Annotated in this window: 26 protein-coding genes; 23 read left to right on the forward strand and 3 right to left on the reverse strand. The window is 50.0% G+C overall.

The annotated features are described in order from the left end of the window. Positions 1 to 138: 138 nt before the first annotated feature. From ABR335_RS07160 to pheA, 4 genes are read left to right on the forward strand one after another with little or no spacing between them, the layout of a single operon-like run. Positions 139 to 669, forward strand: coding sequence for a Spo0B C-terminal domain-containing protein (locus tag ABR335_RS07160; RefSeq protein WP_235801185.1), 531 nt, complete (start codon positions 139 to 141; stop codon positions 667 to 669). Between the two features lie 34 nt (positions 670 to 703). Then, a complete protein-coding gene (gene obgE / locus ABR335_RS07165) occupies positions 704 to 1,996 on the forward strand; it encodes a GTPase ObgE (RefSeq protein WP_017551053.1) in 1,293 nt (430 codons plus the stop codon). A gap of 48 nt (positions 1,997 to 2,044) precedes the next feature. Then, positions 2,045 to 2,497, forward strand: a complete 453-nt coding sequence (locus tag ABR335_RS07170) for an ACT domain-containing protein (protein WP_014097873.1) — start codon at positions 2,045 to 2,047, stop codon at positions 2,495 to 2,497. Between the two features lie 25 nt (positions 2,498 to 2,522). Further along, positions 2,523 to 3,368 carry a prephenate dehydratase gene (pheA, locus tag ABR335_RS07175; protein WP_014097874.1) on the forward strand — a complete coding sequence of 282 codons (846 nt, stop codon included), beginning with the start codon at positions 2,523 to 2,525 and terminating at the stop codon, positions 3,366 to 3,368. A 127-nt stretch (positions 3,369 to 3,495) separates the two neighbouring features. On the opposite strand, the gene ABR335_RS07180 is transcribed toward pheA, so the two are convergent. Next, entirely contained in the window at positions 3,496 to 4,053 is a 558-nt protein-coding gene (locus ABR335_RS07180) for a transcription repressor NadR (RefSeq protein WP_026683597.1), read from the reverse strand. A 186-nt stretch (positions 4,054 to 4,239) separates the two neighbouring features. On the opposite strand from ABR335_RS07180, the gene safA reads away from it, so the two are divergent. The 9 genes from safA (at position 4,240) to yajC (ending at position 12,133) form a co-directional block, all read left to right on the forward strand. After that, positions 4,240 to 5,523 carry a SafA/ExsA family spore coat assembly protein gene (safA, locus tag ABR335_RS07185; protein ID WP_350346680.1) on the forward strand — a complete coding sequence of 428 codons (1,284 nt, stop codon included), beginning with the start codon at positions 4,240 to 4,242 and terminating at the stop codon, positions 5,521 to 5,523. Continuing rightward, positions 5,523 to 6,491: an aminoglycoside phosphotransferase family protein gene (locus ABR335_RS07190; RefSeq protein WP_350346681.1), complete on the forward strand. Its 969-nt coding sequence runs from the start codon at positions 5,523 to 5,525 to the stop codon at positions 6,489 to 6,491. Before safA ends, ABR335_RS07190 begins: the two co-directional genes overlap by 1 nt. Positions 6,492 to 6,602: 111 nt before the next feature. Then, positions 6,603 to 7,325 (forward strand): YebC/PmpR family DNA-binding transcriptional regulator, encoded by a 723-nt coding sequence (locus tag ABR335_RS07195; RefSeq protein WP_258921389.1) that lies wholly within the window; start codon positions 6,603 to 6,605, stop codon positions 7,323 to 7,325. Positions 7,326 to 7,726: 401 nt separating this feature from the next. Then, the gene (ruvA, locus tag ABR335_RS07200; protein WP_328014007.1) at positions 7,727 to 8,329 is read left to right on the forward strand and encodes a Holliday junction branch migration protein RuvA; all 603 of its coding nucleotides are present in this window, start codon (positions 7,727 to 7,729) and stop codon (positions 8,327 to 8,329) included. A gap of 16 nt (positions 8,330 to 8,345) precedes the next feature. Continuing rightward, positions 8,346 to 9,344 carry a Holliday junction branch migration DNA helicase RuvB gene (gene ruvB / locus ABR335_RS07205; RefSeq protein WP_014097880.1) on the forward strand — a complete coding sequence of 333 codons (999 nt, stop codon included), beginning with the start codon at positions 8,346 to 8,348 and terminating at the stop codon, positions 9,342 to 9,344. Then, a complete protein-coding gene (locus tag ABR335_RS07210) occupies positions 9,341 to 9,547 on the forward strand; it encodes a DUF2905 domain-containing protein (RefSeq protein WP_014097881.1) in 207 nt (68 codons plus the stop codon). The genes ruvB and ABR335_RS07210 overlap by 4 nt, the downstream gene beginning before the upstream one ends. Before the next feature lie 35 nt (positions 9,548 to 9,582). Continuing rightward, the gene (gene queA / locus ABR335_RS07215; RefSeq protein WP_014097882.1) at positions 9,583 to 10,611 is read left to right on the forward strand and encodes a tRNA preQ1(34) S-adenosylmethionine ribosyltransferase-isomerase QueA; all 1,029 of its coding nucleotides are present in this window, start codon (positions 9,583 to 9,585) and stop codon (positions 10,609 to 10,611) included. A 17-nt stretch (positions 10,612 to 10,628) separates the two neighbouring features. After that, a complete protein-coding gene (gene tgt, locus ABR335_RS07220; RefSeq protein WP_014097883.1) occupies positions 10,629 to 11,768 on the forward strand; it encodes a tRNA guanosine(34) transglycosylase Tgt in 1,140 nt (379 codons plus the stop codon). 29 nt (positions 11,769 to 11,797) lie between these two features. Further along, entirely contained in the window at positions 11,798 to 12,133 is a 336-nt protein-coding gene (gene yajC / locus ABR335_RS07225; protein ID WP_014097884.1) for a preprotein translocase subunit YajC, read from the forward strand. A gap of 30 nt (positions 12,134 to 12,163) precedes the next feature. Here the strand turns inward: yajC and ABR335_RS07230 are convergent, their stop codons facing one another. Then, on the reverse strand, positions 12,164 to 12,559 hold the full coding sequence (locus tag ABR335_RS07230; RefSeq protein WP_014097885.1) for a TIGR04086 family membrane protein: 396 nt from the start codon (positions 12,557 to 12,559) through the stop codon (positions 12,164 to 12,166). A gap of 146 nt (positions 12,560 to 12,705) precedes the next feature. Between ABR335_RS07230 and ABR335_RS07235 the strand changes: the two genes are divergently transcribed. Continuing rightward, entirely contained in the window at positions 12,706 to 13,359 is a 654-nt protein-coding gene (locus ABR335_RS07235) for a DUF421 domain-containing protein (RefSeq protein WP_014097886.1), read from the forward strand. Positions 13,360 to 13,392: 33 nt separating this feature from the next. On the opposite strand, the gene spoVB is transcribed toward ABR335_RS07235, so the two are convergent. After that, positions 13,393 to 14,937 carry a stage V sporulation protein B gene (gene spoVB, locus ABR335_RS07240; RefSeq protein WP_026683593.1) on the reverse strand — a complete coding sequence of 515 codons (1,545 nt, stop codon included), beginning with the start codon at positions 14,935 to 14,937 and terminating at the stop codon, positions 13,393 to 13,395. A 103-nt stretch (positions 14,938 to 15,040) separates the two neighbouring features. Here spoVB and ABR335_RS07245 point away from each other — a divergent pair, with 103 nt between their 5' ends. The 9 genes from ABR335_RS07245 (at position 15,041) to ABR335_RS07285 (ending at position 26,714) form a co-directional block, all read left to right on the forward strand. Then, positions 15,041 to 15,361 (forward strand): post-transcriptional regulator, encoded by a 321-nt coding sequence (locus ABR335_RS07245; RefSeq protein WP_017551048.1) that lies wholly within the window; start codon positions 15,041 to 15,043, stop codon positions 15,359 to 15,361. Between the two features lie 145 nt (positions 15,362 to 15,506). Beyond that, a complete protein-coding gene (gene secDF / locus ABR335_RS07250) occupies positions 15,507 to 17,771 on the forward strand; it encodes a protein translocase subunit SecDF (RefSeq protein WP_350346682.1) in 2,265 nt (754 codons plus the stop codon). An 88-nt stretch (positions 17,772 to 17,859) separates the two neighbouring features. Beyond that, positions 17,860 to 20,223, forward strand: a complete 2,364-nt coding sequence (gene recJ, locus ABR335_RS07255) for a single-stranded-DNA-specific exonuclease RecJ (protein ID WP_017551046.1) — start codon at positions 17,860 to 17,862, stop codon at positions 20,221 to 20,223. Next, positions 20,214 to 20,735, forward strand: a complete 522-nt coding sequence (locus ABR335_RS07260) for an adenine phosphoribosyltransferase (RefSeq protein ID WP_207368123.1) — start codon at positions 20,214 to 20,216, stop codon at positions 20,733 to 20,735. The genes recJ and ABR335_RS07260 overlap by 10 nt, the downstream gene beginning before the upstream one ends. Before the next feature lie 221 nt (positions 20,736 to 20,956). Further along, entirely contained in the window at positions 20,957 to 23,146 is a 2,190-nt protein-coding gene (locus tag ABR335_RS07265) for a RelA/SpoT family protein (RefSeq protein WP_350346683.1), read from the forward strand. Between the two features lie 13 nt (positions 23,147 to 23,159). Next, positions 23,160 to 23,600: a D-aminoacyl-tRNA deacylase gene (gene dtd, locus ABR335_RS07270; protein WP_017552642.1), complete on the forward strand. Its 441-nt coding sequence runs from the start codon at positions 23,160 to 23,162 to the stop codon at positions 23,598 to 23,600. 182 nt (positions 23,601 to 23,782) lie between these two features. Beyond that, positions 23,783 to 24,223, forward strand: a complete 441-nt coding sequence (locus ABR335_RS07275) for a MarR family winged helix-turn-helix transcriptional regulator (protein ID WP_350346684.1) — start codon at positions 23,783 to 23,785, stop codon at positions 24,221 to 24,223. Positions 24,224 to 24,230: 7 nt separating this feature from the next. Further along, complete coding sequence (locus tag ABR335_RS07280) at positions 24,231 to 24,881, forward strand: HlyD family efflux transporter periplasmic adaptor subunit (RefSeq protein ID WP_061575629.1); 651 nt, start codon at positions 24,231 to 24,233, stop codon at positions 24,879 to 24,881. A 9-nt stretch (positions 24,882 to 24,890) separates the two neighbouring features. Beyond that, complete coding sequence (locus tag ABR335_RS07285; RefSeq protein ID WP_350346685.1) at positions 24,891 to 26,714, forward strand: DHA2 family efflux MFS transporter permease subunit; 1,824 nt, start codon at positions 24,891 to 24,893, stop codon at positions 26,712 to 26,714. The last annotated feature ends 20 nt before the right edge of the window (positions 26,715 to 26,734 follow it).

Consider the following 26,734-nt stretch of genomic DNA (forward strand, 5'->3'; position numbering starts at 1 on the left):
GTCTGTACCGAAAAACGTACAAAAACCGCGCTGCCGCACCCGCCTGGCGAGTGCGCTATCCATTCGCGCCCCGTGCAACCTGGGACAATTTTTGCTATACTTAAACATAACCTATTTCGGAGAACGGGAGCTATGAAAATGCGGGAATGGACGACGGTTGACGTGCTTCGCCACGCCAGGCATGACTGGCTGAACAAGGTGCAGCTGATCAAAGGATACGCCAGCTTGAACAAGATGGAAAAAGTCAAAAAAATTGTGGAAGACATTATCCGGGAAACGCAGCAGGAGTCAAAATTATCAAATTTGCATCGGCCGGAATTTGCCGAACTTTTGCTTACATATAACTGGGAAGGGCACACGGTGCAGATTGCATATGAAATATTGGATGTAGACCGGAATGCGCTCCCGGATGACGGGGAGCTAACCGGCTGGATGAATCATTTTCTCGCGGCTGTTGAGGAAGCAGCCGATCCAAACGGGGACAACCGGTTATATTTGTCGGTCAGCACTTTGCCATCCGGTGCCCGTTTCTTTTTCGAGTTTAGCGGAACAATAAAAAAGCGCGGACTGCTTGCCGGGTTTCTGGAAAACGATTGCCCGGGGATGAACGTGATCCACGCATACCCGGCATCCGCTTTCCCGGTTGAAATAATCTTTCCGAAAGCCTAACGATACAGCAATTGCAAAGGTGGTTTTATCTTTTATGTTTGTGGACCAGGTGAAAATTTATGTGAAAGGCGGGGACGGCGGCAACGGGATGGTCGCATTCCGCCGCGAGAAATATGTGCCGATGGGCGGCCCTGCCGGCGGGGATGGCGGCCGCGGCGGCGATGTCATTTTTGAAGTCGATGAAGGGTTGCGGACGCTCATGGATTTCCGCTACAAGCGCCATTTTAAAGCGGACCATGGCGAAAACGGCATGAGCAAAGGAAAACACGGCCGCGGGGCGAAAGACATGATTGTCAAGGTGCCGCCGGGAACGGTCGTCATTGATGATGATACAAAACAAACGATTGCCGATTTAACGCGCCACGGGGAACGGGCAGTGATTGCCAAAGGCGGGCGCGGCGGCAGGGGCAATATCCGCTTTGCGACACCGGCCAATCCCGCTCCGGAAATTGCCGAAAACGGCGAACCGGGCCAGGAACGTTATATTGTTCTTGAATTAAAACTGCTTGCTGATGTCGGCCTTGTTGGTTTTCCGAGCGTCGGGAAATCAACCTTGCTTTCCGTTATCTCTTCGGCACGCCCGAAAATTGCGGAATACCATTTTACGACGCTTGTGCCGAATCTCGGTGTAGTCGAAACGGAGGACGGCAGAAGTTTTGTCATGGCCGATCTGCCGGGGCTGATCGAAGGCGCGCACGAAGGCGTCGGGCTCGGCCACCAGTTTTTGCGCCATATCGAACGGACGCGGTTGATCGTCCACGTCATTGACATGGCGGCGGTGGAAGGGCGCGACCCGTATGAAGATTATTTGACGATCAACAAAGAACTGAAAGCTTATCATGAACGCCTTTCTGAGCGCCCGCAGCTCATTATTGCCAATAAAATGGACCTTCCGGGCGCGGAAGAAAATCTGGCGGCGTTTAAAGAGAAGCTGGGCGATGTCGCACGCGTCTTCCCGATTTCCGCGGTGACGCGCAAAGGATTAAGGGATGTTTTGTTTGCGATTGCCGATCTGCTCGATGAAACACCTGCCTTCCCGCTTCATGCTGGCGAAGAACCGGATGCGGAACCGTCCCGTGTATTGTACAAGCATGAAAAAGAAAAGGCCGATTTTACCATTACACGCGATCCGGACGGCAGCTTCGTCATCCACGGGGAAAAAGTCGAGAAGCTGTTTAAAATGACAAATTTCAGCCATGACGAGTCTGTCCGGAGATTTGCCCGCCAGCTGCGCGGAATGGGCATTGATGACGCGCTCCGTGCACGCGGCGCGAAAAACGGCGATACCGTCCGCCTTTTGGATTTTGAGTTTGAGTTTGTAGATTAACCGTGCTGGGCCGGGGAATCCCGGCTCCCGAGTGGAGGAAAGGGCACTTTGGAAAAGAAAGCAGAGCATAAGTTTATCTTGGTGCGTGAGGATGTTTTGCCGGAAGCGATGATCAAAACACTTCAGGCGAAAGAACTGCTGGAAAGGGGACAAGCGGTATCGGTCGGGGACGCGGCGAAAAAAGCGGGCTTAAGCCGCAGCGCCTTTTATAAATACCGCGATACCGTTTTTCCGTTCCATTCAGTTGTAAAAGAAAAAATTGTGACCTTGTTTTTTTATTTGGAAGACCGGTCCGGGACATTATCCGAAATTTTAAGGATTATTGCATCTTACTCATGCAATATTTTAACGATTCACCAGACGATACCAATCCAGGGGCGGGCAAATGTCACCGTTTCGCTGAATGTGTCCGGGATCAACAGGAGTTTAAATGATCTGCTGGAAGAACTGCAGGCATTTGAGTTTGTCAATAAAGTAGAAATATTAGGGTCCGGAGCCTAGAACTCCGGCCGGCGGGGGAGAGAAAATGAAAGCAGCTTTTTTCGGGCCGGAAGCGACGTTTACTGATATCGCGGTCCAGTCAGTGTTCCCGGAGGCCAGCCGGGTTGCGTATCGGACGATTCCGGAATGTCTAGAAGCCGTGAAGACAAAACAGGTGGATATGGCGGTTGTTCCGCTTGAAAACGCCCTGGAAGGTTCGGTAAATTTAACGGTCGATTACTTGTATCATGAAGAACTGCCGCCGATCCGCGCGGAAATCATCGTGCCGATCGAGCAGCATTTTATGGTTCATCCTGCAAATGCCGGCGCCTGGCGGGAAACGGAAAAAATCATTTCCCATTCCCATGCGCTTGCGCAGTGCCACCAGTTTCTGCGCCGGGAATTCCGGCATGCGGAAGTGGAAGCAATGGGCTCTACGGCCGCTGCTGCGAAATATGTAAGCGAACACCCGGAACTGAAATGGGGGGCGATCGCCAACGAAATGGCAGCGGAACTGTACGGTCTTGAAATTGTCAGGCGTGCAATCCATGATTATCCGTTTAACCATACGAGATTCATTGTCCTTTCAAATGAGGAGCTTCATATCGAAAAAACGCCTGATTTCCTGAAATCGACGATCATGGTCACATTGCCGACGGACAAGGCCGGATCACTGCACCAGGTGTTGTCTGCCTTTGCCTGGCGAAAGATTAACTTGAGCAAGCTTGAATCGCGGCCGTTAAAGACGGGGCTTGGAAACTACTTTTTTATGATTGACCTGAACCACTCCTTAGAAGAAAAGCTCGTCCGCTTTTCGCTTGAGGAAATCCACGCGCTCGGCTGCACCGTGAAAGAACTCGGGACCTATTATAGGTATATGGCGGATAAATGATGATCGCTTCTTCAAGAATGTTAGGATAAGCCCGGCTGGAACCCGGGCTTATTTTTTTTTTGCAAAACAAGCTTTAAACCCAGGTTTTTAGGCCGGATGGGTGATGAAAAAGAGCTGTCCTTTATGTTTAGGGCAGCTCTTTTTCATTTTCTGCAAATAAAATGCCAGCTTCTTTCAGCGCCTGTTCCGCTTCTTCAACCTGCCGCCCGCTTGCGGCTTCCACCGTATGCAAGTGGATGCCGCCTGTTAATTCGGATAAGTAGCTGGCATTTGTTTCTTCAATTTGGCGGATAAACCGGGCCACTTCTGCGCGGGTGGAGACCATGATCGAGGCGGTCAGATCGCCGTATACCGGATGCTCCACCTTGACATCTTTTACGGTCACCCCGTGGTCCACGAGCAAATTCAGCTCATCTGCGACCTGTTCGCGACTATGCATACAAACAAGCGTTTTCTCCACTTTGTTTTCCGCACCGGCGGGGTGTATGTACAAATATCCCTGGCTCGTTGCCAGGATCGGTTCGTTTTTCGCTTTCAGGAGCGTAATATCATTTACTATAATCTGCCGGCTCACATTTGTCCTTTTTGCCAGTTCCCCGCCCGTAATCGGCTCCCGGCTATTCTGCAGCCATTCGAGGATCAAATGCCGCCTTTCATCCCCAAGAATTTTTTTCTTCTCTGCCAACAGCGTTTCCCCCCATTCATTCGGCCTCATTCGGATTTTATCATACGAAGGCGCCGGGATGAAAGAATCAACCCTTTAAAGGGCATAAAGGACGCGGGACGTTCATAAGTTTTTATGTAAAATCAATCGCATTTTGCCCGGCACCACATAGAATGTATGGACTTAAGCCTTGAGGAGGGGAAATGTGTGAAAATCCATATCGTGCAAAAAGGCGATACGCTCTGGAAAATCGCCAAAAAATACGGCGCCGATTTTGACGAATTGAAAAAATTGAATGCGCAATTATCCAATCCGGAAATGATTATGCCCGGCATGAAAATTAAAGTTCCGACAACGGGCGGCATGGTAAAAAAAGAGACACATACAGGCCATGCAGGTTATACGGGCCACGCGGGTGCAAAAGAAATGCCGCTCGTGACCCATCCGTACGAGCAAATGCCTGAGGTAAAGATGCCTGTGGCGAAAGAAATGCCGGTTCAAAAAGAGTTGCCAAAAGCGGCGGGACCGAAAGAAATGCCGGTTCAAAAAGAGTTGCCAAAAGCGGCGGGACCGAAAGAAATGCCGGTGAAAGAAAAAGTGGTTGAAAAAAAAGAAACGATTTATAAGCCGGTAATGCCGCAACCGGTCATTCCTGAAATTGACATCCATAATTACTATGTGACCAATATGGCTGAAATCGAAACCCATACAGCGGCACCGCCGCCGAAGCACCATGAAAGCGAATCGTCGGAAAGCATGCACTACACCATGCCGGTAAAGGAAGAGTGCCCGGAAATGTATGTACCATACAATCCGTGTCCGCCCGTGATGCCGGTATACGATTGCGGCTGCGGGGGAGAGGACATGCACGCCGGATTTTTCCCGCATCCTTTCAGCATGTCTTATCCGCAAGTCCCGTATCCAATGCCGTACCCGATGGCCTATCCGCAAATGCCGGTGATGTCCGCGCCGGCAGGATTTATGCCGCAACAGCAGCCGGCGTGGCAGGAGGGGCAGCAAGTGATGCCGGGTTACGAATGGGAAGAAGAATCTTCTTCATCTTCTCCTTACCCGTATGGCCCCGGTATGCAGGCAGGGGTTTCTGCGCAACATCCTGCCGCCGTGCCGCAATGGGGAGCGCAGCAGGCTCCTTTATACGGCGCTGCTTCAGAAAGCCCCGCTTATATGCCGCAGTACATGCCGCCGCAAACCATGCCGCAGTACGCCCCGTATCCGCCGCACCAGCCGCAGCCATGCGGGTGCCAAAAGCAACCGTACGCCGGCATGCAGGAATCGTACGGGATGGCGGCGCAACCGTACGGCATGCAGGAACCATTTGGCGGCATGCCGCAACCGCCATACGGGATGCCGCAACCGCCATACGGCGTGCAGGAACCGTACGGGATGCAGGCCCCGTTCGGCTATGACCGGGGCGAAAAAACGGACCAGCCGCAGGAAACCCGGGATCCTTCCGGCGAAGAAGAAAAATAATGGGCGGCGGAAGACAAGAGGGAGACGAAACCAAACGTCTCCTTCTTTATGCGGAAAACAGGCTGCAGGAACCCATTGTTCACTGGCGCAGGTTGCGCGACCGGGTGTGGCTTGTCGGGACAAAGACAAAAAAAGTGATTATGAAGCAATATGGTTCCGATGCGCGCCTTAAACGGCAAATGCTGCTTACATCGGAACTGCAGAAAAGCGGTTTCACTCAAACTTGCCGTTTTCTGGAAGATGAAAGCGGCAGCCCCTTTCAAGGCAAAACTTTTGGCTTTATGGCATACATTGAAGAAGACCCGGCCGGTTTCACCTTCGGGACGGAAGAAGACATCCGCGCCGCTTTCCGCCTGTTAAAACAGTATCACGAAAAGACCGCACATTTTCCGCAAGCCGTAAAAATGGAATTTCCACGCTTTTTTCAGCTGAGAAAATGGCAGGCGCGGTACCGTGCATTTCTTGAAAACAAAGAACAGATTGTCCGATATTTGCCGGAAACGTATTTCACCGCGTACGAAAGATGGGCAGGCGAGGCGTTAAACCGGCTCGAAAAAAAACAGCATTGGCTTCACCGCCCGCCGTACTGCATCACGCACGGCGATGTTGCCCACCATAATTTTTTGCGTGCGAAAAACGGGAAACTGTATTTGATTGATTTTGACCTTGCCCGCCTTGCCCCGGCCTGGACTGATGATCTCCAGTTTTGCAACCGGGTTTTGCCCGCTGCTTCATGGTCGCTTGCCGCCCTTGAAAACTGGGGAATGCTGGATGGCGCGCCGGACCGGGAAACTTTTCTGGAGGCGCTTCTTTACCCGACGGATGTTTTAAGGGAGTGGAACCGTTTTGCTGGAAGCGGCAAAAAAGAAAAAGAGCAGTACTGGCCGCATCTTTCTCTGCTTTCAATTGGGCAGTTCGGGGAACGCGCCCGGTTTCAAAAAGAAGTAAAAAGGCGTTTGCAAGCATAACGGAAAACCAGGGGCGCTCCCCGCCGGCATAACGATTTTCATCCTCCTTTCGGGCGAGTATGGTATAGTAATAGGGGACTGTATCAGCGCTGTCAGAAAGGAGTGATGGCCATGTCCGGCCATTCCAAATGGAAAAATATTCAGGGCAGAAAAAATGCGCAGGATGCAAAGCGCGGAAAAATCTTTCAAAAACTGGCAAAGGAAATTTATGTAGCGGCGAAAAACGGGCCTGACCCGGAAGCAAATTCAAGCCTCCGCCTGGTCATTGAAAAGGCAAAGGCCGCCAATATGCCGAATGACAATATTAAACGCGCCATCGCGAAAGCAAACGGCAGCCAAAACGCCGAACATTACGAGGAAATAACATATGAAGGGTACGGGCCGGGCGGCGTTGCCGTCATGGTCACGGCTTTAACCGATAATAAAAACCGGACCGCTTCGAATGTCCGTGTTGCTTTTTCGCGCAACGGCGGAAATCTCGGCGAAAACGGATGCGTGTCTTTCCTGTTTGACCGGAAAGGGTATCTTGTCATCGAGCGGGAAGGGCTCGAGATAGATGAAGACGGAATGCTGCTTGCCGTGATTGAAGCAGGCGCCGAGGAAATGGAAACGAGCGATGAAGTGTTTGAAATTTATACAGACCCGGAGCAATTCATGGATGTGAAGAAGAATCTGGAGGAAAAAGGCTTTACATTTGCCCGGGCAGAAATCACCATGGTGCCGCAAAACACAATTGCTTTGGATGAAGCGCAAAAAGAAAAGATGGAGCGATTGCTGGACAGGCTGGAAGACGATGACGATGTCCAGGAAATTTACCATAACGCCGAATTATAATGTCCCAGTCACTTTCTGCACCCGGCCCGGCCGGGTGCAGAAAGTGCTTTTTTTGCGGCAAAGCCGGTTAGGCCTGTATCAAACCGGCTACACTGTGGAGTGTGGCCCGTGCTGTTTTAAACCGATGCACTGCGGCTAATCGTGCCATTTAAACCCGGGCGATTGTTCCAGCTGAAAATCCGGGGAAGCCCATCCGGAGGCAGCGGCGGCCCGGTATGCCGGACGGACACTCATCTGTCTCCGGATGCCGGTTTCCTTCCGCCATGGAAACAGGAAAAGCGCCTCATCTTTAGGAACCATCCGGCCGGAAAAAAAGGGAAAGACCGGACATTCGTTCCCAAAACGGTTGCGTTCTGTGGTACAATATGGGATAGCAAGTTTTTGAGGAGCGTGTGGGAAGGTTGTACGAATATATTAAAGGCATCATTGATTCCGTGAGCCCGGATTACGTTGTCGTGGAAAACGGGGGGATCGGCTACCGGCTGCTGGCGCCGAACCCGTATATTTTTTCAAAAAGCATCGGGCAGGAACGAAAAATTTTTACATACCAGCATGTGCGCGAAGATTTGATCGCGCTTTACGGTTTTGAAACGGCGGAAGAACGGGCGCTGTTTCAAAAGCTGCTCAATGTTTCCGGCATCGGGCCAAAAGGGGCGCTTGCCATTCTTGCGTACGGGCAGCCACAGCAGGTCGTTGACGCCATTGAGAATGAAAATGAATCTTTCCTTGTCAAATTCCCCGGTGTCGGCAAAAAAACGGCAAGGCAGATGATTCTTGATCTGAAAGGAAAGCTGCAAGGCCTCGTGCCGGAGATGCCGGACGAGGCAGGCGTGGAAAAAGCGGTGCCTGCATCCACCAACCAAAACCTCGAAGAAGCGATGCTCGCTTTGGCGGCGCTCGGCTATTCGGAAAAAGAAATCGCGAAAGTGGTGCCAGAACTTCCGGAAGAAGTGCTTTCTGCGGATGAATATATTAAACTCGCTTTAAAAGCAATGGTAAAATAATGGAGGAGGGGAGAGCATGGAAGACCGCGTAGTTTCCGGCGAGGCAAATGAACAGGAAGTTTCCTTTGAAATGAGCCTCAGGCCGCAAACCCTTGCGCAATATATCGGCCAGGATGAAGTGAAGCATAATTTAGCCGTGTTTATTGAAGCGGCGAAAGGGCGGCGCGAAACACTTGACCACGTGCTGCTTTATGGTCCGCCGGGGCTTGGCAAAACGACGCTTGCCACCGTGATCGCAAACGAAATGGGCGCGAACATCCGGACGACTTCAGGGCCTGCCATCGAGCGGCCGGGCGATCTTGCCAGCGTGTTAACCGCGCTTGAGCCGGGGGAAGTGCTGTTTATTGACGAAATCCACCGCCTGCCGAAAGCGATTGAAGAAGTGCTGTACCCGGCAATGGAAGACTTTTGCCTTGATATCGTGATCGGCAAAGGATCGGGTGCCCGCTCCATCCGCCTTGACCTGCCCCCGTTTACCTTGATCGGGGCGACGACGAGGGCCGGTTCGGTTTCAGCACCGCTGCGCGACCGGTTCGGGGTGATCAGCCGGCTCGAATATTATAACGAAGCGCAACTGGCGGAAATTGTGCTGCGGACAGCCGGCATCCTCGAGACGGCGATTGAGCCTGAGGGGGCAGCGGAAATTGCAAGGCGTTCGCGGGGCACGCCGCGGATTGCGAACCGGCTGTTAAGAAGGGTGCGCGACTTTGCCCAGGTCAAAGGAGACGGAAAGGTCACCCTTGAGATCGCCAATTATGCCCTTGAACTTTTGCAAGTTGACAAACGCGGGCTTGACCATATTGATCATAAGCTGTTAAAAGCGATCATAGAGCGCTTCCGGGGCGGTCCTGTCGGGCTCGACACGATTGCGGCCAGCATCGGGGAAGAAAGGGAAACGATTGAAGATGTATATGAGCCGTATTTGCTGCAAATTGGCTTTTTGCAGCGCACGCCGCGCGGCAGGGTAGCGACCCCGCTTTGCTACGCACATTTTCATATGGAGGTACCGGAATGAGCGGATTTGGAAAAGTGCTGATGACGATCGCCGTGATTCTTTTTGCTATCGGCCTGTTGATGCAGTTTACGAAAATCGGCCGGCTGCCGGGCGATATCCTCATTAAAAAAGGGAACACAACCTTTTATTTTCCAATCGCAACATCGATCCTTTTAAGCGTGATCTTAAGTGTGTTATTATATATCATTGGACGGTTCAAATAACCGCAAATGGGATTCAAAATGAAGGGGAAACAACAATGAAACTCGATTTATTTGATTATGAACTGCCGGAAGAACTGATTGCCCAAACGCCTTTAAAAAATCGTTCGGACAGTCGGCTGATGGTACTGGATAAAAAAACAGGAGAAATTGAACACAGCGTATTTAAAAACATTACACAATACTTGCGCCCGGGGGACTGCCTTGTCTTAAACAACACAAAAGTGCTGCCGGCAAGGCTTTTCGGCATAAAAGACGAAACAGGCGCAAAAATTGAAGTGCTGCTTTTAAAACAGCTCGAAGGAGACCGCTGGGAAACGCTTGTCAAACCGGCAAAACGTGTGAAAACAGGGACGGTTGTCCGGTTCGGCGACGGGCAGCTTTCCGCCGTTTGTGCGGAGGAGCTGGACCATGGCGGCCGGGTAATGGATTTCCAGTACGAAGGAATTTTTTACGAAGTGCTGAATGAACTCGGAAAAATGCCGCTGCCACCCTATATTAAAGAACAACTCGAGGACCAGGACCGCTATCAGACGGTGTATGCAAAAGAGCCGGGTTCTGCCGCAGCGCCGACTGCCGGGCTCCATTTTACGGAAGCGTTATTGAAAGAAATTGAGGCAATGGGCGTGAAAATTGTCTATATTACGCTCCATGTCGGCCTTGGCACTTTCCGCCCCGTCAATGAGGAAAATATTGAAAACCACGATATGCATGCGGAATTTTATCAGGTATCAGAAGAAGCGGCCCGCACGATTACGGAAGTAAAAGAAAACGGCGGCCGTGTGGTCTCTGTTGGCACCACCTCCACCCGCACACTTGAAACGGTGGCAAGCGCCCATGACGGAAAAATCGTCGCCTCAAGCGGTTGGACGGATATTTTCATTTATCCGGGCTATCAATATAAAGCAATTGATGCCCTGATCACCAATTTCCACCTGCCGAAGTCGACGCTTATTATGATGGTAAGCGCATTGGCGGGAAGGGAAAATATTTTGCATGCCTACGAGACGGCGGTAAAAGAAAAATACCGTTTCTTCAGTTTCGGGGATGCGATGCTGATTAAATAGTGGAAGGAGCGCATCACTTGGCTGCCATTACTTATGAACTGATCAAAACGGAAAAGCATACGGGCGCCCGCCTTGGAAAACTCCATACGCCGCATGGCACCTATGATACCCCAATGTTCATGCCGGTCGGAACGCTCGCCACGGTGAAGACGATGTCGCCGGAAGAATTAAAAACAATGGGGGCCGGCACCATTTTGAGCAATACATATCATTTGTGGCTGCGCCCCGGGCATGATATTGTTAAAGAAGCAGGCGGGCTGCACAAATTTATGAACTGGGACCAGGCGATCCTGACCGATTCGGGCGGATTCCAGGTCTTCAGCCTGAGCAAGATCCGTGATATTACGGAAGAGGGCGTCCATTTTCGGAACCATTTAAACGGGGACAAGCTGTTTTTGTCGCCGGAAAAATCAATGGAAATCCAGAATGCACTTGGTTCTGATATCATGATGGCATTCGATGAGTGCCCGCCGTACCCTGCTTCTTATGAATATATGAAGCAGTCGGTGGAAAGGACATCGCGCTGGGCGGAACGCTGTCTTCGTGCGCATCGGCGTCCGGATGTGCAAGGATTATTCGGGATCGTACAGGGCGGAGCGTATGAAGATTTGCGGCTTGAAAGCGCAAATGCCCTTGTTTCGCTTGGGTTTCCGGGCTATGCGATCGGCGGCCTGTCCGTTGGCGAGCCGAAGGACGTGATGAACCGGATGCTCGAATTTACAACACCGCTACTTCCGGCGGACAAGCCACGTTATTTGATGGGGGTCGGTTCGCCCGATTCTTTGATTGACGGCGCCATCCGCGGCATTGACATGTTTGACTGTGTGCTGCCAACCCGGATTGCAAGAAACGGCACGGTGATGACATCAGCCGGCCGGCTCGTTGTCAAAAACGCGCAGTACGCCCGCGATTTCCGCCCGCTTGATGAGCATTGCAACTGTTATACATGTCGGCACTATTCACGCGCTTACATCCGGCATTTGATTAAATGTGGCGAAACTTTCGGAATTCGTCTGACCACTTACCATAATTTATATTTTTTGTTAAAATTAATGGAAAATGTAAGGCAGGCGATCCGCGAAGACCGGCTGCTTGATTTCAGGGAAGAATTTTTTGAGCAATACGGATTTAACCGTCCGGATGCAAAAAATTTCTAATACAAGCAACTAAAGAAGGGAGGATTCAGATGGCGTGGGCTCAGTTACTGCCTTTGGTGATTCTGTTTGTCCTGTTTTATTTCCTGCTCATCAGGCCACAGCAAAAGAGGCAGAAAAACATCCAGCAGATGCAGAGCAATCTGGCGAAAGGGGACAAAATTGTCACCATCGGCGGCTTGCATGCAACCGTGGATTCGATTGATGAAAATAAAGTCGTCTTAAGATGCGATAACGGCACGCGGCTGACGTTTGACCGCTCGGCGATCCGTGAAGTAACGGAATCCGTTGCAGCGAAAAAAGCAAAAGTCGAAAGCCAGAAAGCAGACAAAACAGTGGCAGAAAAAAATGCCGGAGAAACGAAATAAAAAAAGCGCCGTGTAATGCGGCGCTTTTTTTCAGGATTCCCGTGACCTTCCTGAGAAGAGGTTGACCCCTAAAATGCCCCCCATTGCGGCGACAACAATATAGCAAGCATGGTAAATGGCTTGTTTCACCGTAAAGAGTTCATCATAACCAAGGTACTGGACGAGAAAAACAATCGCTGTGTAAAGGATCCCCGTCAAACTGCCGAGGAGCCACCCTTTCTTCTTTCCTTTTCCGCCGCCGACGAGCCCCCCGAGAAATAAACTGAAAAAAGAAATCATCGTGACCGCCGTATGCAAAGCATGCTCCGTCATATCCGAAAACCGCAGAATCAGTGAAATCACGAGGCTTGATATGGCAAGCAGGACAAAAATGACGCCCAGCCCGTAAACAAGGCCGATACTGTATTTTTGCGCTCCGATTTTCATTCTCCCCCTTTGACAAGCTTTTTCCTCAGTACAAGCATATGCCTGGAAACAGCAAAAAGAACCGGGCAAAAGATTTTTAGAAAGTTTTTTCGCAGGCTGAGCATACTAAACATGATTTTGACCTTGACCGAACGGGGGGATTGGCGTTGGAAAATTTATTGATTATTTTTTTTCGGACACTGCTCATGTATGTTGCCATTCTTGTTATTTTCCGGTTAATGGGAAAAAGGGAGATTGGCGAACTAAACGTTTTGGATCTTGTTGTGTTCATCATGATCGGGGAAATGGCGGTCGTCGCCATTGAAAATCACAGTGAGCCCGTTGTAAATACCCTTTTGCCAATGGTTGTCCTGCTCGGCATCCAAATCGCGCTGGCACTTTTCTCGCTCCGCAGCAGCCGGATCCGCAAACTGATTGACGGCAAGCCGAGCATTCTCATCAATAAAGGAAAAATCGATGAAAAGGAAATGCGCAGGCAGCGTTACAATTTTGACGACCTTTTAATGCAGCTCCGTTCAAAAGATATTGATAATATTGCGGATGTGGAATTTGCGATTTTGGAAACTTCCGGGCAGCTGTCGGTGGTGAAAAAAAACAAAAATAAAAACAAACCGGCATCCTATACGGAACCGCTCATTGTCGGAGGGAAGATCCAGCAAAGCAATTTAAAGAAAAGCAACAAAACCGAAGCGTGGCTGCGCAGCGAGCTGCAAAAAAGAGGGTACGGGGATATCGCCCGGATTTCGTTTTGCAGTTATCAGGATGGCGCGTTTTATATTGATCTGGATGATGTGCAATAAGCCCGGCCGGAACATGCAGGGCCTATTGCTTTTTTATAACCATTTTTTGAGGATCGGAATATACATGAGATCGGACCGGCGGATCAATTTTGTCATTATAAGCAGCAGCGTATAGACGGCCACGGTCAAACAAATGCCCGCTAAAAGCCGCAGGAAAGATGCGTCTTGTGCCATCATACCGGTGAACCACCAGTGCCCGACCGCGCCGGAAACGACCGAAACGGCCAGAAGCTTGGCCCAGTCATGGACATACAGGGTAAACTGGATTTTTTTCAAAACGGTTGCAAAATGAAGAAATGTTACAAGCACCATTCCCGCCATGATGCCGATCGCGGCGCCGTTGATCCCGAACTCCGGGCGGGAAGCAAGGACAAAAATGGTGCCCAGTTTCACGACAGCCCCGATGATGCTGTTGATCATCGCCGCTTTTGCCAGATCCATTGCCTGCAGTGCGGCCTGGAGCGGCGCCTGGCATGCCTGGAAAATAAAAAACGGCGCCATGATTTTGATAAACTGTGACCCGTTTGCCGTCCCGTACATCGCCTGCATGAGCGGTTCTGCAAAGACATACAGGATGACAACCGAGATGCCGCCGGTTAGAAGGGAAAAACGCAATGCCTGCTGGAGCCTGTGTTCAACAAGTCTGGCATTTTTCCGGGAATTTGCTTCGCTGATTGCGGGCACAAGGGCGGTTGACAAGGAAACCGTGACAAAAGACGGGAGCATTAACAACGGCATCGCAAAGCCGGTTAAAGAACCGTACTGCTTTGTCGCAAGATGTGAAGCGACACCAGCAAGGGCAAGACAGTGGGAGACGACAATCGGCTCGAGGAACCAGGAGAGATTGCCGATCAGCCGGCTCCAGACGGTCGGAACCGCCACGCGCATCAGTTCGTAAAACGTATCTTTCCCCGATTTTACGGCTTTGAAAAAATGTTTGCGGACGCGGATCTGCTTTTTCAGTTTAAACATCGTAAACATATAAAGAAGGGATGACAGTTCTCCCAATATCGATGCAAACATCACCCCTGCTGCCGCATATTCAATCCCATACGGCAGAAGCAAATTGGCAAAAAATGCGATCAGCATAATCCGCACACTTTGCTCGATGACCTGCGAGACGGCATAAGGCTTCATGTTTTGCTTCCCCTGGAAATAGCCGCGCAATACAGCGGAAACCGCCACAATCGGGATAATCGGCGTGATGGCGGCAAGCGGGTAATAGACGCGCGGATCTGTAAATAAATGATCAGCCAGATACGGCGCGAGTAAAATCAGCCCAGGCGTAAAAACGGCCGATAGCGAAATGGTAACCGTTAGGGAGATGACAAGAATTTTTTTAATTTTCGCCCTGTCCCCGACGGCGTCTGCTTCGGCAATACATTTCGAGATCGCGACCGGCAGCCCGAGCTGGGTTACCGTAATGACGAGCATTAAGGTCGGAAAAGCCATCTGATGGAGCCCGACACCCGTTTCCCCGAGCGACCGGGCAATGACAATCCGGTTGATAAAACCAAGCACCCTTGTTACAAAGCCTGCGGCGAGCAATATAATCGTTCCCCTTAAAAACTTGGACATTCTGTTAACCTGCCTTCTCAAATCCGCAATTTTCCTATACAATGATGTATATGCACGGTAATGGACAAGAATACATCAATGCCTAAGGAAAGGGGCAGAGCGTGTGAAGGACCGCCATCCTTATGAAAAATACTATAAAAAACTTGAACCTGCCGTAAAAAGCAAGGCGGAAGAACTGGCCGTCTTTGGCTACGGCGCGATTGAAGCGAGGGATGTCTGGGAATATTTAATCCGGAAAGTGTGGAAAAATCCGGATCCGGCGCATGTCCGTATGTATGCGCTTGTTTCCGACGTTTTATCGGTTAAGCCCGGCGATTTGATGAGTTTTAAAACCGTGGAAGCTTACCGTTCGCCAAACTGGTTTGCCGAGCTGGACGAAAAGGAGCTGGATGCGCTTTTTAACGGGGACAAGACGGAAGAATAAGCGGGCAAATAAGCAAAACCGGCTACATGCGGAATAATAAGAAAAATTGACACGCTTTTTGCCCTGCATCATAATAGAAATGATTCACGGGCGCATGTATTTTTTGGCATGTGATATGTTTTGATTCGCTAGGAGGCTGTACATAATGGTGAAAAGGAGCCGCATCGTTGCCTTCTTTCTCATTGTCCTGCTGTTTGCGGGATTAATAGGGGGAACGACGGATAAAATTGTCAAAAAAATTAACCTTGGCCTTGATTTACGGGGCGGGTTTGAAGTGCTTTACAAAGTGGAACCGGCCAAAAAAGGGCAGAAGATCGATAAAGCCGCGCTTGCGGATACGGCTGCCGCATTGGACCGGCGGATCAATGCGCTTGGCGTCAGCGAACCGCAGATCTCGGTCGAAGGCAATAACCGGATCCGCGTCCAGCTTGCCGGCGTGAAAGACCAGAACGAAGCGAGAAAGATGCTTTCGACAACTGCCAATCTGACATTCCGTGACGTCAATGACAAAGTGATGATGGACGGGACAGACCTTGTGCAGGGAAAAGCGAAACAGTCATTTGACCAGAACGGCAAACCGGATGTTGTCCTGCAGTTAAAGAGCCGGAAAAAGTTTGCCGACGTCACGAAAAAAATTCTGGCGATGGCACCGAATAACCAGCTTGTCATCTGGATGGACTTTCAAAAGGGCGATTCCTATAAAAAAGAAGTGGCGAAGAAGAATCCAAAATTTTTGTCCAATCCGAGTGTGAATTCTGTTTTAAACACAGACCAGGTTGAAATTACCGGGAACTTTACGGTAAAAGAAGCGTCCAATCTTGCAGACCTCTTGAATGCAGGAGCGCTTCCGGTGAAACTGCACGAAATCTATTCGACCTCTGTCGGCGCATCTTTCGGACAGGAAGCACTGCATGACACGATTTTTGCCGGGATTATCGGCGTTGCAGCCATTTTTCTCTTTATGATCGGCTACTACCGTTTTCCTGGTTTTATCGCATGTATTACGCTGTCCGTTTACATTTTCCTGATTCTGCTCATTTACCGTTTAATGGGCGCGGTTCTGACGCTTCCGGGGATTGCTGCGCTTGTTCTCGGGGTCGGGATGGCGGTCGATGCCAATATTATTACCTATGAGCGGATTAAAGAGGAACTGCGCGTCGGAAAAAGCGTGAAATCCGCATTCCGGGCAGGGAACAAGTCATCGTTCGTGGCCATTTTTGATTCCAACTTAACGACGATTCTTGCGGCGGTCATCCTCTTTTATTTCGGGACAAGCTCGATCAGAGGCTTTGCAACAACATTGATTATCAGTATTCTGCTCAGCTTCCTGACGGCGGTTTACGGCTCGAGATGGCTGCTCGGCCTCTGGGTGAACAGCAATTTCCTGAAAAAGCGGCCGCACTGGTTCGGCGTGAAAAAATCGGCGATCCACAATATTGCTGAAAACATTGATACGCATGATTTGAAAACGAAATTTGACTGGTACGACTTTGTCAAGCACCGCAACATTTTCTTTACGATTTCAGCTGTGCTGATCATTGGCGGGTTTATTCTCCTTTCTGTTTTCAAATTGAATCTGAGCATTGATTTTTCGAGCGGGACGCGCATTGAAGTCAGTTCAAATCAAGCACTCAGTCAGCAGGAGATTCAGCGCGACCTTGACCATCTGCATTTGAAATCGGAAGATATTGTGATGCAGGGGACCAACCGGCATCATGCCGTGATCCGGGTGAAAGGCTCGTTCAGCGATAAAGAGAAGAGCACGCAAATCAACCAGTATTTTACAGAAAAATACGGGAAGAGCCCGAGCATCAGCTCCGTTTCGCCGACAGTCGGGAAAGAGTTGGCCTTAAGCGCCGTGTATTCTTTGCTGTTGGCGGCAGTCGGCATCATTATCTACGTGGCCTTCCGGTTTGAATGGAGAATGGGGGTTGCCTCCATCGTCGCACTCTTCCATGACGCCTTTTTCATGATCGCCTTTTTCAGCATCACAAGGCTTGAGGTCGATGTCACATTCATTGCGGCGGTCCTGACGATTGTCGGTTATTCCATCAACGACTCGATTGTCACGTTCGACCGGATCCGCGACAATTTAAACCGGCGGCGGAAAATTAAAACCGCGAAGGAAATTCATGATATTGTCAACGCCGGGATCCGCCAGACACTGGCCCGGTCGGTCAATACCGTTTTGACCGTGCTGATGACGTCCGTGGCCCTGGCCATTTTCGGCAGTGAATCGATCCGCAATTTCTCGATCGCGCTGATTGTCGGGTTGATTACCGGAACATACTCGTCTATTTTCATTGCCGCACAAATCTGGTTTGTACTGAAAAAACGGCAGCTGAAAAAACATGGCGCCATCGTCATTCAAAAAGCGCGGCGTACCCGCGCGGATGAACCGCAAGTATAAGAAAAATGCAGGCGAAATGCCTGCATTTTTTGTAATGACAGTTTTCCGCCGAAACGTTATAATAAAGTATTGTGAAAGAGGTGGAGATATGCTGCAGTCAAGAACAAGATGGCGGGTGCCGGAAATGGAACCAAAAGCAGCCGCAACGATCTCGCAACAATTGAACGTTTCGCCACTTGTTTCAAAATTGCTTGTAAACCGCGGCATAACGGATGTTGAAGAAGCGCGGTCTTTTTTATTCCATGAAGGGCTAGCGTATTATGATCCGTTTTTGCTGCATGATATGGAAAAAGCAGCGGCCCGCATCCGCGAAGCGATTAAAAAAGCAGAACCGGTTCTCGTCTTCGGCGATTACGATGCGGACGGCGTAACGAGTACTGCCATCATGATGGCCGCTTTAAACGATCTTGGCGCCCATGCTGAATTTTATATCCCGGACCGGTTTAAAGAAGGGTATGGGCCAAATGAAGCGGCTTTCCGCCGGGCGGCTGAAGAGGGTTTTCAGCTAATCATCACCGTTGATACCGGTATTGCCGCTGTCCACGAAGCGGAAGTGGCCCGCAAACTCGGGATCACGCTCATTATTACGGACCATCACGAACCTGGGCCGGTATTGCCGGAAGCCTTTGCCATCGTCCATCCGAAGCATCCGGAAAGTACATACCCGTTCCGGGAACTGTCGGGCGCAGGCGTCGCTTTTAAAGTCGCCCATGCGCTGTACGGCAAAGTGCCGGAACAGCTTGAAGATTTGGCCGCTATCGGGACGGTCGCGGATCTTGTGCCGCTTCTGGACGAAAACCGGCTGATTGCCATAAACGGCATCAAACGGTTGAGAACGACAAAGCGGGCGGGGCTTGTGGCGCTGTGCCGGTGTGCGGATATCCGCCAGGAAGAGATCAATGAAGAAACCATCGGCTTTGTGCTCGCCCCCCGCTTAAATGCGGCCGGGCGCCTGCAACATGCGGCACCGGCAGCGGAACTGCTAATGACCGAAGACACAGAAGAAGCCGGGATGCTCGCTGAAACGATTGACGGGCTCAATAAAGAACGGCAAAAAATCGTAAACGACATGACAAATGAAGCAATCGAACTGGTGGAAGAAGAAGTGGAAAAGGGGGCGCGTGTCCTTGTTGTCGGGAAAGAAGGCTGGAATGCCGGCGTAATCGGCATTGCCGCCTCGCGCCTTACAGAACGCTTTTACCGGCCTGCGATTGTGCTCAGCTTTGACCCGGAAACAGGGCTGGCAAAAGGATCGGCGCGCAGCATTGACGGCTTCCATATGTTTAACGAATTATCGAAATGCAGGGATATTTTGCCGCATTTTGGCGGGCATCCGATGGCGGCGGGGATGACGCTTTCTTTATCCGATGTGGAGGAACTGCGGCGCCGGCTGAACGAACAGGCCGCGGCATTTCCGGATGAGATGTTTGTGCCGGTTACGAACATCAGCGCTGAAATTTCCATAGAAGAAGCGGGGATGGAAGCGATCCGCGAAATGGCATTGCTCTCGCCGTTTGGCACGGCGAATCCGAAGCCGCTTCTGTTGCTGGACGGGGCCGAATGCCCGCAAATCCGGGCGATCGGCGCAGACGGGAAACATTTGAAATTGACGCTTTCTAAAAACGGCACAACGCTCGATGGGATCGGCTTCGGGCTCGGGCATCTTGCCCCGCATATTTCTCCTTCTGCCTATATATCGGTTGTCGGGGAGCTGTCCATCAATGAATGGAACAATATCCGCAAGCCGCAAATGATGGTGAAGGATATCAAAATCACAAACTGGCAATTGTTTGATTTCAGGGGCAACAGGCCTTTAAAGCAATGGGCACGGTACGTCCCGGAAGAAGACCAGGCTTTTGTTGTTTTTCAAAAAGAAACATTGCGGAACCTGCCGCTGCCGGATTTTTCCGTCCGCCTTGTGCCGGTTGCGACAATGGAAGAGGCAAGGGCATTTGATCCGGCAAATAAAAACATTGTGTTTCTGGATCTTCCGAAAGGCCCGCGGATGATGGCGGCACTGCTTGAGGGCGGTTCGCCGGCCAGGATTTATGCGTATTTTTACCATGCCGGGAACCACTTTTTCAGCACGTTCCCGACACGCGAACATTTTAAATGGTTTTACGCTTTTCTTGCAAAAAGGAAAACGTTCAACCTAAAGCAGCACGGGGATGAGCTGGCGGCTTATCGCGGCTGGTCGAGAAATACCATCGATTTTATTTCGCAGGTGTTTTTTGAACTTGATTTTGTTACAATAAAGGATGGATTTATTTCCCTGAAAGCAGCCAAACAAAAACGCGATTTAAAGGAATCTCTTACGTATCAAAAAAAACTGGCACAATATCAAATGGAAAAGGACCTGCTGTACTCATCTTTCCAGGAGCTCAAGATGTGGTTTGACCAAATGATCAAGCCTGCTGTACAGTATGAGGAGGAAACAGCAAAATGGATTTAAAACAATATATTGCACTCGTCCCGGACTGGCCCAAAAAAGGCGTGATGTTTAAGGATGTGACGCCTTTGATGAACAACGGGGATGCGTTTAAATATGCGACGGACCAGATCGTCCAGTATGCGAAAGACAAACAGATTGATCTCGTAGTCGGCCCTGAGGCGCGCGGCTTTATTATCGGCTGCCCGGTCGCATACGAACTTGGCGTCGGCTTTGCCCCGGTCCGCAAAGAAGGCAAACTGCCGCGGGAAACGATCCGTGCGGAATATGATCTCGAATACGGAAAAGCGGTGCTCACGATCCATAAAGATGCGATCAGGCCAGGCCAGCGCGTTTTGGTTACGGACGATCTTTTGGCAACAGGCGGCACGATGGAAGCAACCATCCGGCTTGTTGAAGAACTGGGCGGGGTTGTAGCCGGCCTTGCTTTTTTAATTGAACTGAATTATTTGCACGGCCGCGATAAATTGAAGGGCTATGATATCCTCACCCTGATGGAATACGAGAATGAATAAATTGTAAGGAAATCGGCAAAATTGTCGGTTTCTTTATTTATCCTTCATCCGGATGAAATGACGGGCCGGTTTTGTCCGTACTGGGAAAAACCGGCTGTTTTCGCCAAATTTCTTCCATTCTGTGTCATTTACTTTACAATCTTCTTTTTTTTCATGATAATAATGTCAATATGATATTGCAATCATCGATTCATATATTCCAGTTTAAAGGTGATTTTTTTATGGCGAATGACCGAATAATGACCGCCGAAGACGTCATTGACAGGACAAAACAATATTTAAACGACGAACATGTTGAAATGGTGCGGCATGCCTGTGCGTTCGCCAGTAAAGCGCATGAAGGCCAGAAGCGCAAATCGGGGGAGCCGTATATCATTCACCCGATTCAGGTTGCTGGGATACTGGCGGATTTGGAGATGGATCCTTCAACGGTAGCAGCAGGTTTTCTGCATGACGTTGTGGAAGATACAGATGTGACACTTGACGAGCTTCGTGAAGAATTTAACGATGAAGTGGCGATGCTTGTTGACGGGGTGACGAAACTCGGGAAAATTAAGTATAAATCGCATGAAGAGCAGCAGGCGGAAAACCACCGGAAAATGTTTGTCGCGATGGCGCAGGATATCCGCGTCATTTTGATCAAACTCGCGGACCGGCTGCACAATATGCGTACATTGAAACATCTTCCCCCCGAAAAGCAGCGGCGGATCGCGAATGAAACGCTCGAAATTTTTGCGCCGCTCGCCCACCGCCTCGGCATTTCCGCCATCAAATGGGAGCTTGAGGACACCTCGCTCCGTTATTTAAATCCCCAGCAATATTACCGGATTGTGAATTTGATGAAGCGGAAGCGCGCCGAGCGTGAACAGTACCTGCAAAATGTCATTGAAGAAGTGAAGGAACGGCTTGCGGATATCCATATCAAATCGGAAATTTCTGGCAGACCGAAGCATATTTACTCGATTTACCGGAAAATGGTCCAGCAGCATAAGCAATTTAACGAAATTTATGACTTGCTTGCCGTAAGGATTATTGTCAAAAGCATCAAAGACTGTTATGCCGTGCTCGGTGTGATCCATACATGCTGGAAACCGATGCCGGGCCGGTTTAAAGACTATATTGCAATGCCAAAGCCGAACATGTACCAGTCGCTCCATACGACGGTGATCGGGCCAAAAGGCGAACCGCTTGAAGTGCAGATCCGGACGTTTGAAATGCACCGCATTGCCGAATACGGGGTTGCCGCACACTGGGCATATAAAGAAGGAAAAACGGTCAATGAGAAAACGTCTTTTGAGAAAAAATTGTCGTGGTTCCGCGAAATTCTGGAATTTCAAAATGACACCAATAATGCGGAAGAATTCATGGAATCGCTGAAAATCGACCTGTTTTCCGACATGGTGTTTGTCTTTACGCCTAAAGGGGATGTCATTGAACTGCCGTCCGGGTCCGTCCCAATTGATTTTGCCTACCGGATCCACTCGGAAATTGGCAACAAGACGATCGGCGCGAAAGTCAACGGCAAAATGGTGACGCTCGATTACCAGTTAAAAACCGGCGATATTGTCGAAATTCTCACTTCAAAACACTCATACGGGCCGAGCCTCGACTGGGTGAACCTTGCCCAGACATCGCAGGCGAAAAACAAAATCCGCCAGTTTTTCAAACGCCAGCGGAAAGAAGAAAATATTGAAAAAGGCCGCGAGATGGTGGAAAAAGAAATCCGGGCGATGGAATTCGACGTAAAAGAAGTGATGGCAGCCGACAACATCAAAAGAGTTGCCGAAAAATTTAATTTTGCCAATGAAGACGATATGTATGCTGCTGTCGGGTACAACGGGATCACCGCAAGCCAAATCGCCAACCGGCTGACGGAAAAATGGCGGAAGCAGCGGGATTCCGAAGAAACGATTAAGGAGATTGTCTCCGAGCAGAAACCGGCCGCAAAGCACCGGAAAAAGGATGCAGGCGTAACCGTGAAGGGCGTCGACAATTTACTGATCCGCCTTTCGAAATGTTGCAACCCGGTGCCGGGCGATGAAATTGTCGGCTTTATCACGAAAGGCAGAGGCGTTTCCGTCCACCGTGCCGACTGCCCGAACGTGCAGAACGAAGAGGCGCAAAACCGGCTTATCCCGGTCGAATGGGAGACGGATGCAGCCGACCGGAAAGAGTATAATGTCGACATTGAAATTACCGGGTACGACCGCCGCGGCCTGCTCAATGAAGTCCTGCAGGTGGTCAATGAAACGAAAACGAATATTTCAGCCGTCAGCGGGCGCAGTGACCGCAACAAAATGGCTACGATTATCATGTCGATTTCCATTCAGAACATCAGCCATCTGCACCGGGTCGTGGAAAGAATTAAACATATTCCAGATATTTATTCAGTCAGAAGGATCATGAGTTAAAGGAGCCAGAAAAATGCGGGTTGTTTTGCAACGCAGCAAGGAAGCATGCGTCACTGTAGGCGGAGAAGTGGTAGGAAGCATTACAAAAGGCTTTGTCCTCCTTGTCGGCGTAACGCACGAGGATACCGAAAAAGATGCAGCCTATCTCGCCGACAAAATCGTCCATCTCCGCGTGTTTGAAGATGAACAGGGAAAAATGAACTTGTCGCTTTTGGATACCGGCGGGGACATTTTGTCGGTTTCCCAATTTACTTTATACGGCGATTGCCGGAAAGGGCGGCGCCCGAATTTTATGGCGGCGGCAAAGCCCGGACAGGCGGAAAAGCTTTACCATCTGTTTAACCGGAAGCTTGAAGAAATGGGGGTCCATGTCGAAACCGGCAGATTCGGGGAGATGATGGATGTCCGGCTGGTAAATGACGGGCCGGTTACGCTCATTTTGGAAAGCAAATAAACAGCCAAAACCCCGAAAAATCTGGGGTTTTTCCTTTTCACAAAATAAAAACGTTTCCAAAAAAGTTTTGGTGTAATATAGTTGACAATTGTACTTTGGATATGCAAAGATAGATAGCGTTAATAATTCGGATGCGAATTATTTCGCAAAGAATCATTTAAAGGTTAAAGGAAGGGGGATACATGGAGAACGGTTCATATGATTTGTTAAAATCGCTTTTCAGGCTGAATAAAGCCATTTTTCGTTTGGCCGCGAAAGACGCGGAACAGCACGGTTTAACCGCGATGCAAATGTTTGTGCTGAATGCCATCGCGCTTCATCCCAATATGCGATTAAATGAGCTGGCGGAAAGCCTCTATTTAACGAACAGCACGGTCAGCGGCATTGTCGACAGGCTTGTGCAGCAGGAATTTGTTAACAGGTTATCATCCAAGGATGACCGGAGAGCCGTTGTCCTCTGCCTGAGCGAAAAAGGGAGAAGCAAGCTCAAAGCGTTTATGGGCGGCAATACAGTGCTGAAACAAAAAATGTACCTGATCACAGAACGTTATGGAGCGGAGTTGGAAAATCTGTTAAGGCTTCACAACGAAATGCTGGAAATTTTAACATCTGAGGAGGAGTAAACTTTTTATGAACGCAAGACGGATGATTTTGATCAATATTATTATTCTTGTTATTCTCGTTGGCGGCGGTTTTACCGGATATTATTTTTACAACCGCTCGGTCAGCTATGTCACAACCGATAATGCCTATATTGACGGCCAGTCGGTCACCATCGCTTCCCCTGCAACCGGCAAACTCGTTTCATGGGACGGCAAAGAAGGCAAGGCTTTTACCAAAGGGGATAAAGTCGGCACAGTTGAAGTACAAAACGGCGCCAATACGGTGAAAATGGATATTAAAGCGCCGGCGGATGGCACGATCGTGAAAAATTCCGCGGTTGCGAATACGTATGTTGCAGCCGGCACAACGCTTGCACAAAGCTATGATTTGGACAGCTTGTTTGTCACCGCTGAAGTAAAAGAAACGGATCTCAATGACGTGAAAACCGGCCAGGACGTTGACGTGTACGTGGATGCCTATCCGAACACCAGACTGACAGGAACTGTCGATTCAATCGGAAAAGCGACTGCCAGCACGTTCTCCCTGATGCCGACGGACAGAAGCTCCGGCAATTATACGAAAGAAACACAGGTCATTCCTGTTAAAGTTAAACTTGACAGCTATGGCGGGCTGGACCTGGTTCCGGGCATGAACGTGACTGTGCGCATTCATAAGTAGGTGAATCCGATGGGAAAATTTATCGCAGGTTATGTTCTTTTATCGGTCATTGTCCTTCTTGTCCTGAATCTCATATTAAGGAACAGGGGAAGGAAGAAAAAGATGGAAAGCCCGCTTCTTGACAAGCGGGTGCCGGAAATGGAAACAATGCCTGCACCGCCTGAAAAAGCGGAAACGCAGGTGTCGGCAAAAACAGATGAAGGATTGGCGGCACGGCCAGAAAAAATGGAAACGCGCCGCGCCGGAACGGACGGCGAAAAACGTCCGACGGAAGCGCCCAGTCGAGTTGTTCCTCGGGAAGTGGAAGAAGGGCACGGCAGGGGGAAAATTGTTGCTGCCATGATGCTCGGGGCATTTGTGGCGATTTTGAACCAAACGCTTTTGAATGTCGCCATTCCGCATATTATGAACGACTTGAATGTGACGGCAAATACGGTGCAATGGCTGTCAACCGGATATATGCTTGTAAACGGGATCCTTGTTCCGGTTACGGCATTTATGATCAGTAAATGGGGCACGCGGAAAATGATGATTACAGCCGTTTCCCTCTTTACGGCCGGATCGGTTTTGTGCGCCATTTCGACAAACTTCTCGATCCTGATGCTCGGGCGCATTGTCCAGGCTTCCGGTGCCGGGATCATCATGCCGCTGATGATGACGGTGTTCTTAACCATCTTCCCGCCGGAAAAACGCGGCAGCGCGATGGGGATGATGGGGGTTGCCATGATTTTCGCCCCGGCGATCGGCCCGACATTGTCAGGGTGGCTGGTCGGCCATTACGACTGGCACATTTTGTTCTGGATTGTCATTCCGTTCGGCGTGATTGATATATTTGTCACTTTGGCATGGATGAAAGATGTCATGAAAACGACAAACCCGAAAATCGATGTTCCGGGTATTATCTTCTCCACGCTCGGTTTCGGCTTTTTGCTGTACGGATTCAGTGAAGCCGGGAATGACGGCTGGAGCAGCAAACAGGTTGTCATTTCCCTGATCATTGCCGTTATCTCGCTTGTTTTGTTCGTATGGCGGGAATTAACGACGGAAAAACCGATGCTTGATTTGCGTGTATTCAAATATGATATCTTTGCTTTAACGACGATTGTCAGCATGGTGGTGAATATGGCGATGTTTGCCGGGATGATTTTGCTGCCGATTTATTTGCAAAACATCCGCGGGTTTACAGCGCTTGATTCCGGTTTGCTGATGCTGCCGGGGGCGATCATCATGGGGATTATGTCGCCGATATCCGGCTGGCTGTTTGACAAGATGGGGGCAAGGCCGCTCGCTGTCTTTGGTTTGATTATCACCGTCTGGACGACTTACGAATTTACGAAGTTGTCGATGACGACCTCCTACGGCCACTTGTTGTTCCTATATGTTTTGCGTAGCTTTGGGATGTCTTTCATTATGATGACCATCATGACAGAAGGGATGAACCAGTTGCCAATTCATATGACCAGCCATGGGACGGCTGCGGCCAACACCGCCCGTACGGTTGCCGGAAGTCTCGGAACGGCATTTCTCGTAACCGTAATGTCCACTCGTGCCGATTTCCATACGGCAAACTATGTCAATGCCTATGCAAACCTCAACCCGTATGTGTCTGAAAAAATTGCGGCCATCGGACAAGGCCTGGCCCATGCTTCCGGTCTGCCTTCCCAGTACGGACAGGTGCTTGGCTCCTATATTGTATATCAAAAATCGGTTGTGAATGCGACGATCAGCGGCATAAACGATGCCTTTTTCGTCGCGACCGGGATCGCAGCGTTTGCGTTAATTTTGTCGTTCTTTATCAAACGCGCAATGCCGCAGCCAAACATTAAAAAATAAAAAAATGCCGGGGATGCCCC

The organism is Heyndrickxia faecalis (assembly GCF_040267745.1).
Taxonomy (GTDB): Bacteria; Bacillota; Bacilli; order Bacillales; family Bacillaceae_C; genus Weizmannia; species Weizmannia faecalis.

Coding starts and splice junctions, on each gene's coding strand:
- ABR335_RS07160 (WP_235801185.1), top strand. CDS start 139: ATGCGGGAATGGACGACGGTTGACGTGCTTCGCCACGCCAGGCATGAC.
- obgE (WP_017551053.1), top strand. CDS start 704: ATGTTTGTGGACCAGGTGAAAATTTATGTGAAAGGCGGGGACGGCGGC.
- pheA (WP_014097874.1), top strand. CDS start 2,523: ATGAAAGCAGCTTTTTTCGGGCCGGAAGCGACGTTTACTGATATCGCG.
- ABR335_RS07190 (WP_350346681.1), top strand. CDS start 5,523: ATGGGCGGCGGAAGACAAGAGGGAGACGAAACCAAACGTCTCCTTCTT.
- ABR335_RS07195 (WP_258921389.1), top strand. CDS start 6,603: ATGTCCGGCCATTCCAAATGGAAAAATATTCAGGGCAGAAAAAATGCG.
- ruvB (WP_014097880.1), top strand. CDS start 8,346: ATGGAAGACCGCGTAGTTTCCGGCGAGGCAAATGAACAGGAAGTTTCC.
- ABR335_RS07210 (WP_014097881.1), top strand. CDS start 9,341: ATGAGCGGATTTGGAAAAGTGCTGATGACGATCGCCGTGATTCTTTTT.
- queA (WP_014097882.1), top strand. CDS start 9,583: ATGAAACTCGATTTATTTGATTATGAACTGCCGGAAGAACTGATTGCC.
- yajC (WP_014097884.1), top strand. CDS start 11,798: ATGGCGTGGGCTCAGTTACTGCCTTTGGTGATTCTGTTTGTCCTGTTT.
- ABR335_RS07230 (WP_014097885.1), bottom strand. CDS start 12,559: ATGAAAATCGGAGCGCAAAAATACAGTATCGGCCTTGTTTACGGGCTG.
- spoVB (WP_026683593.1), bottom strand. CDS start 14,937: ATGTCCAAGTTTTTAAGGGGAACGATTATATTGCTCGCCGCAGGCTTT.
- secDF (WP_350346682.1), top strand. CDS start 15,507: ATGGTGAAAAGGAGCCGCATCGTTGCCTTCTTTCTCATTGTCCTGCTG.
- recJ (WP_017551046.1), top strand. CDS start 17,860: ATGCTGCAGTCAAGAACAAGATGGCGGGTGCCGGAAATGGAACCAAAA.
- ABR335_RS07260 (WP_207368123.1), top strand. CDS start 20,214: ATGGATTTAAAACAATATATTGCACTCGTCCCGGACTGGCCCAAAAAA.
- ABR335_RS07265 (WP_350346683.1), top strand. CDS start 20,957: ATGGCGAATGACCGAATAATGACCGCCGAAGACGTCATTGACAGGACA.
- dtd (WP_017552642.1), top strand. CDS start 23,160: ATGCGGGTTGTTTTGCAACGCAGCAAGGAAGCATGCGTCACTGTAGGC.
- ABR335_RS07275 (WP_350346684.1), top strand. CDS start 23,783: ATGGAGAACGGTTCATATGATTTGTTAAAATCGCTTTTCAGGCTGAAT.
- ABR335_RS07280 (WP_061575629.1), top strand. CDS start 24,231: ATGAACGCAAGACGGATGATTTTGATCAATATTATTATTCTTGTTATT.
- ABR335_RS07285 (WP_350346685.1), top strand. CDS start 24,891: ATGGGAAAATTTATCGCAGGTTATGTTCTTTTATCGGTCATTGTCCTT.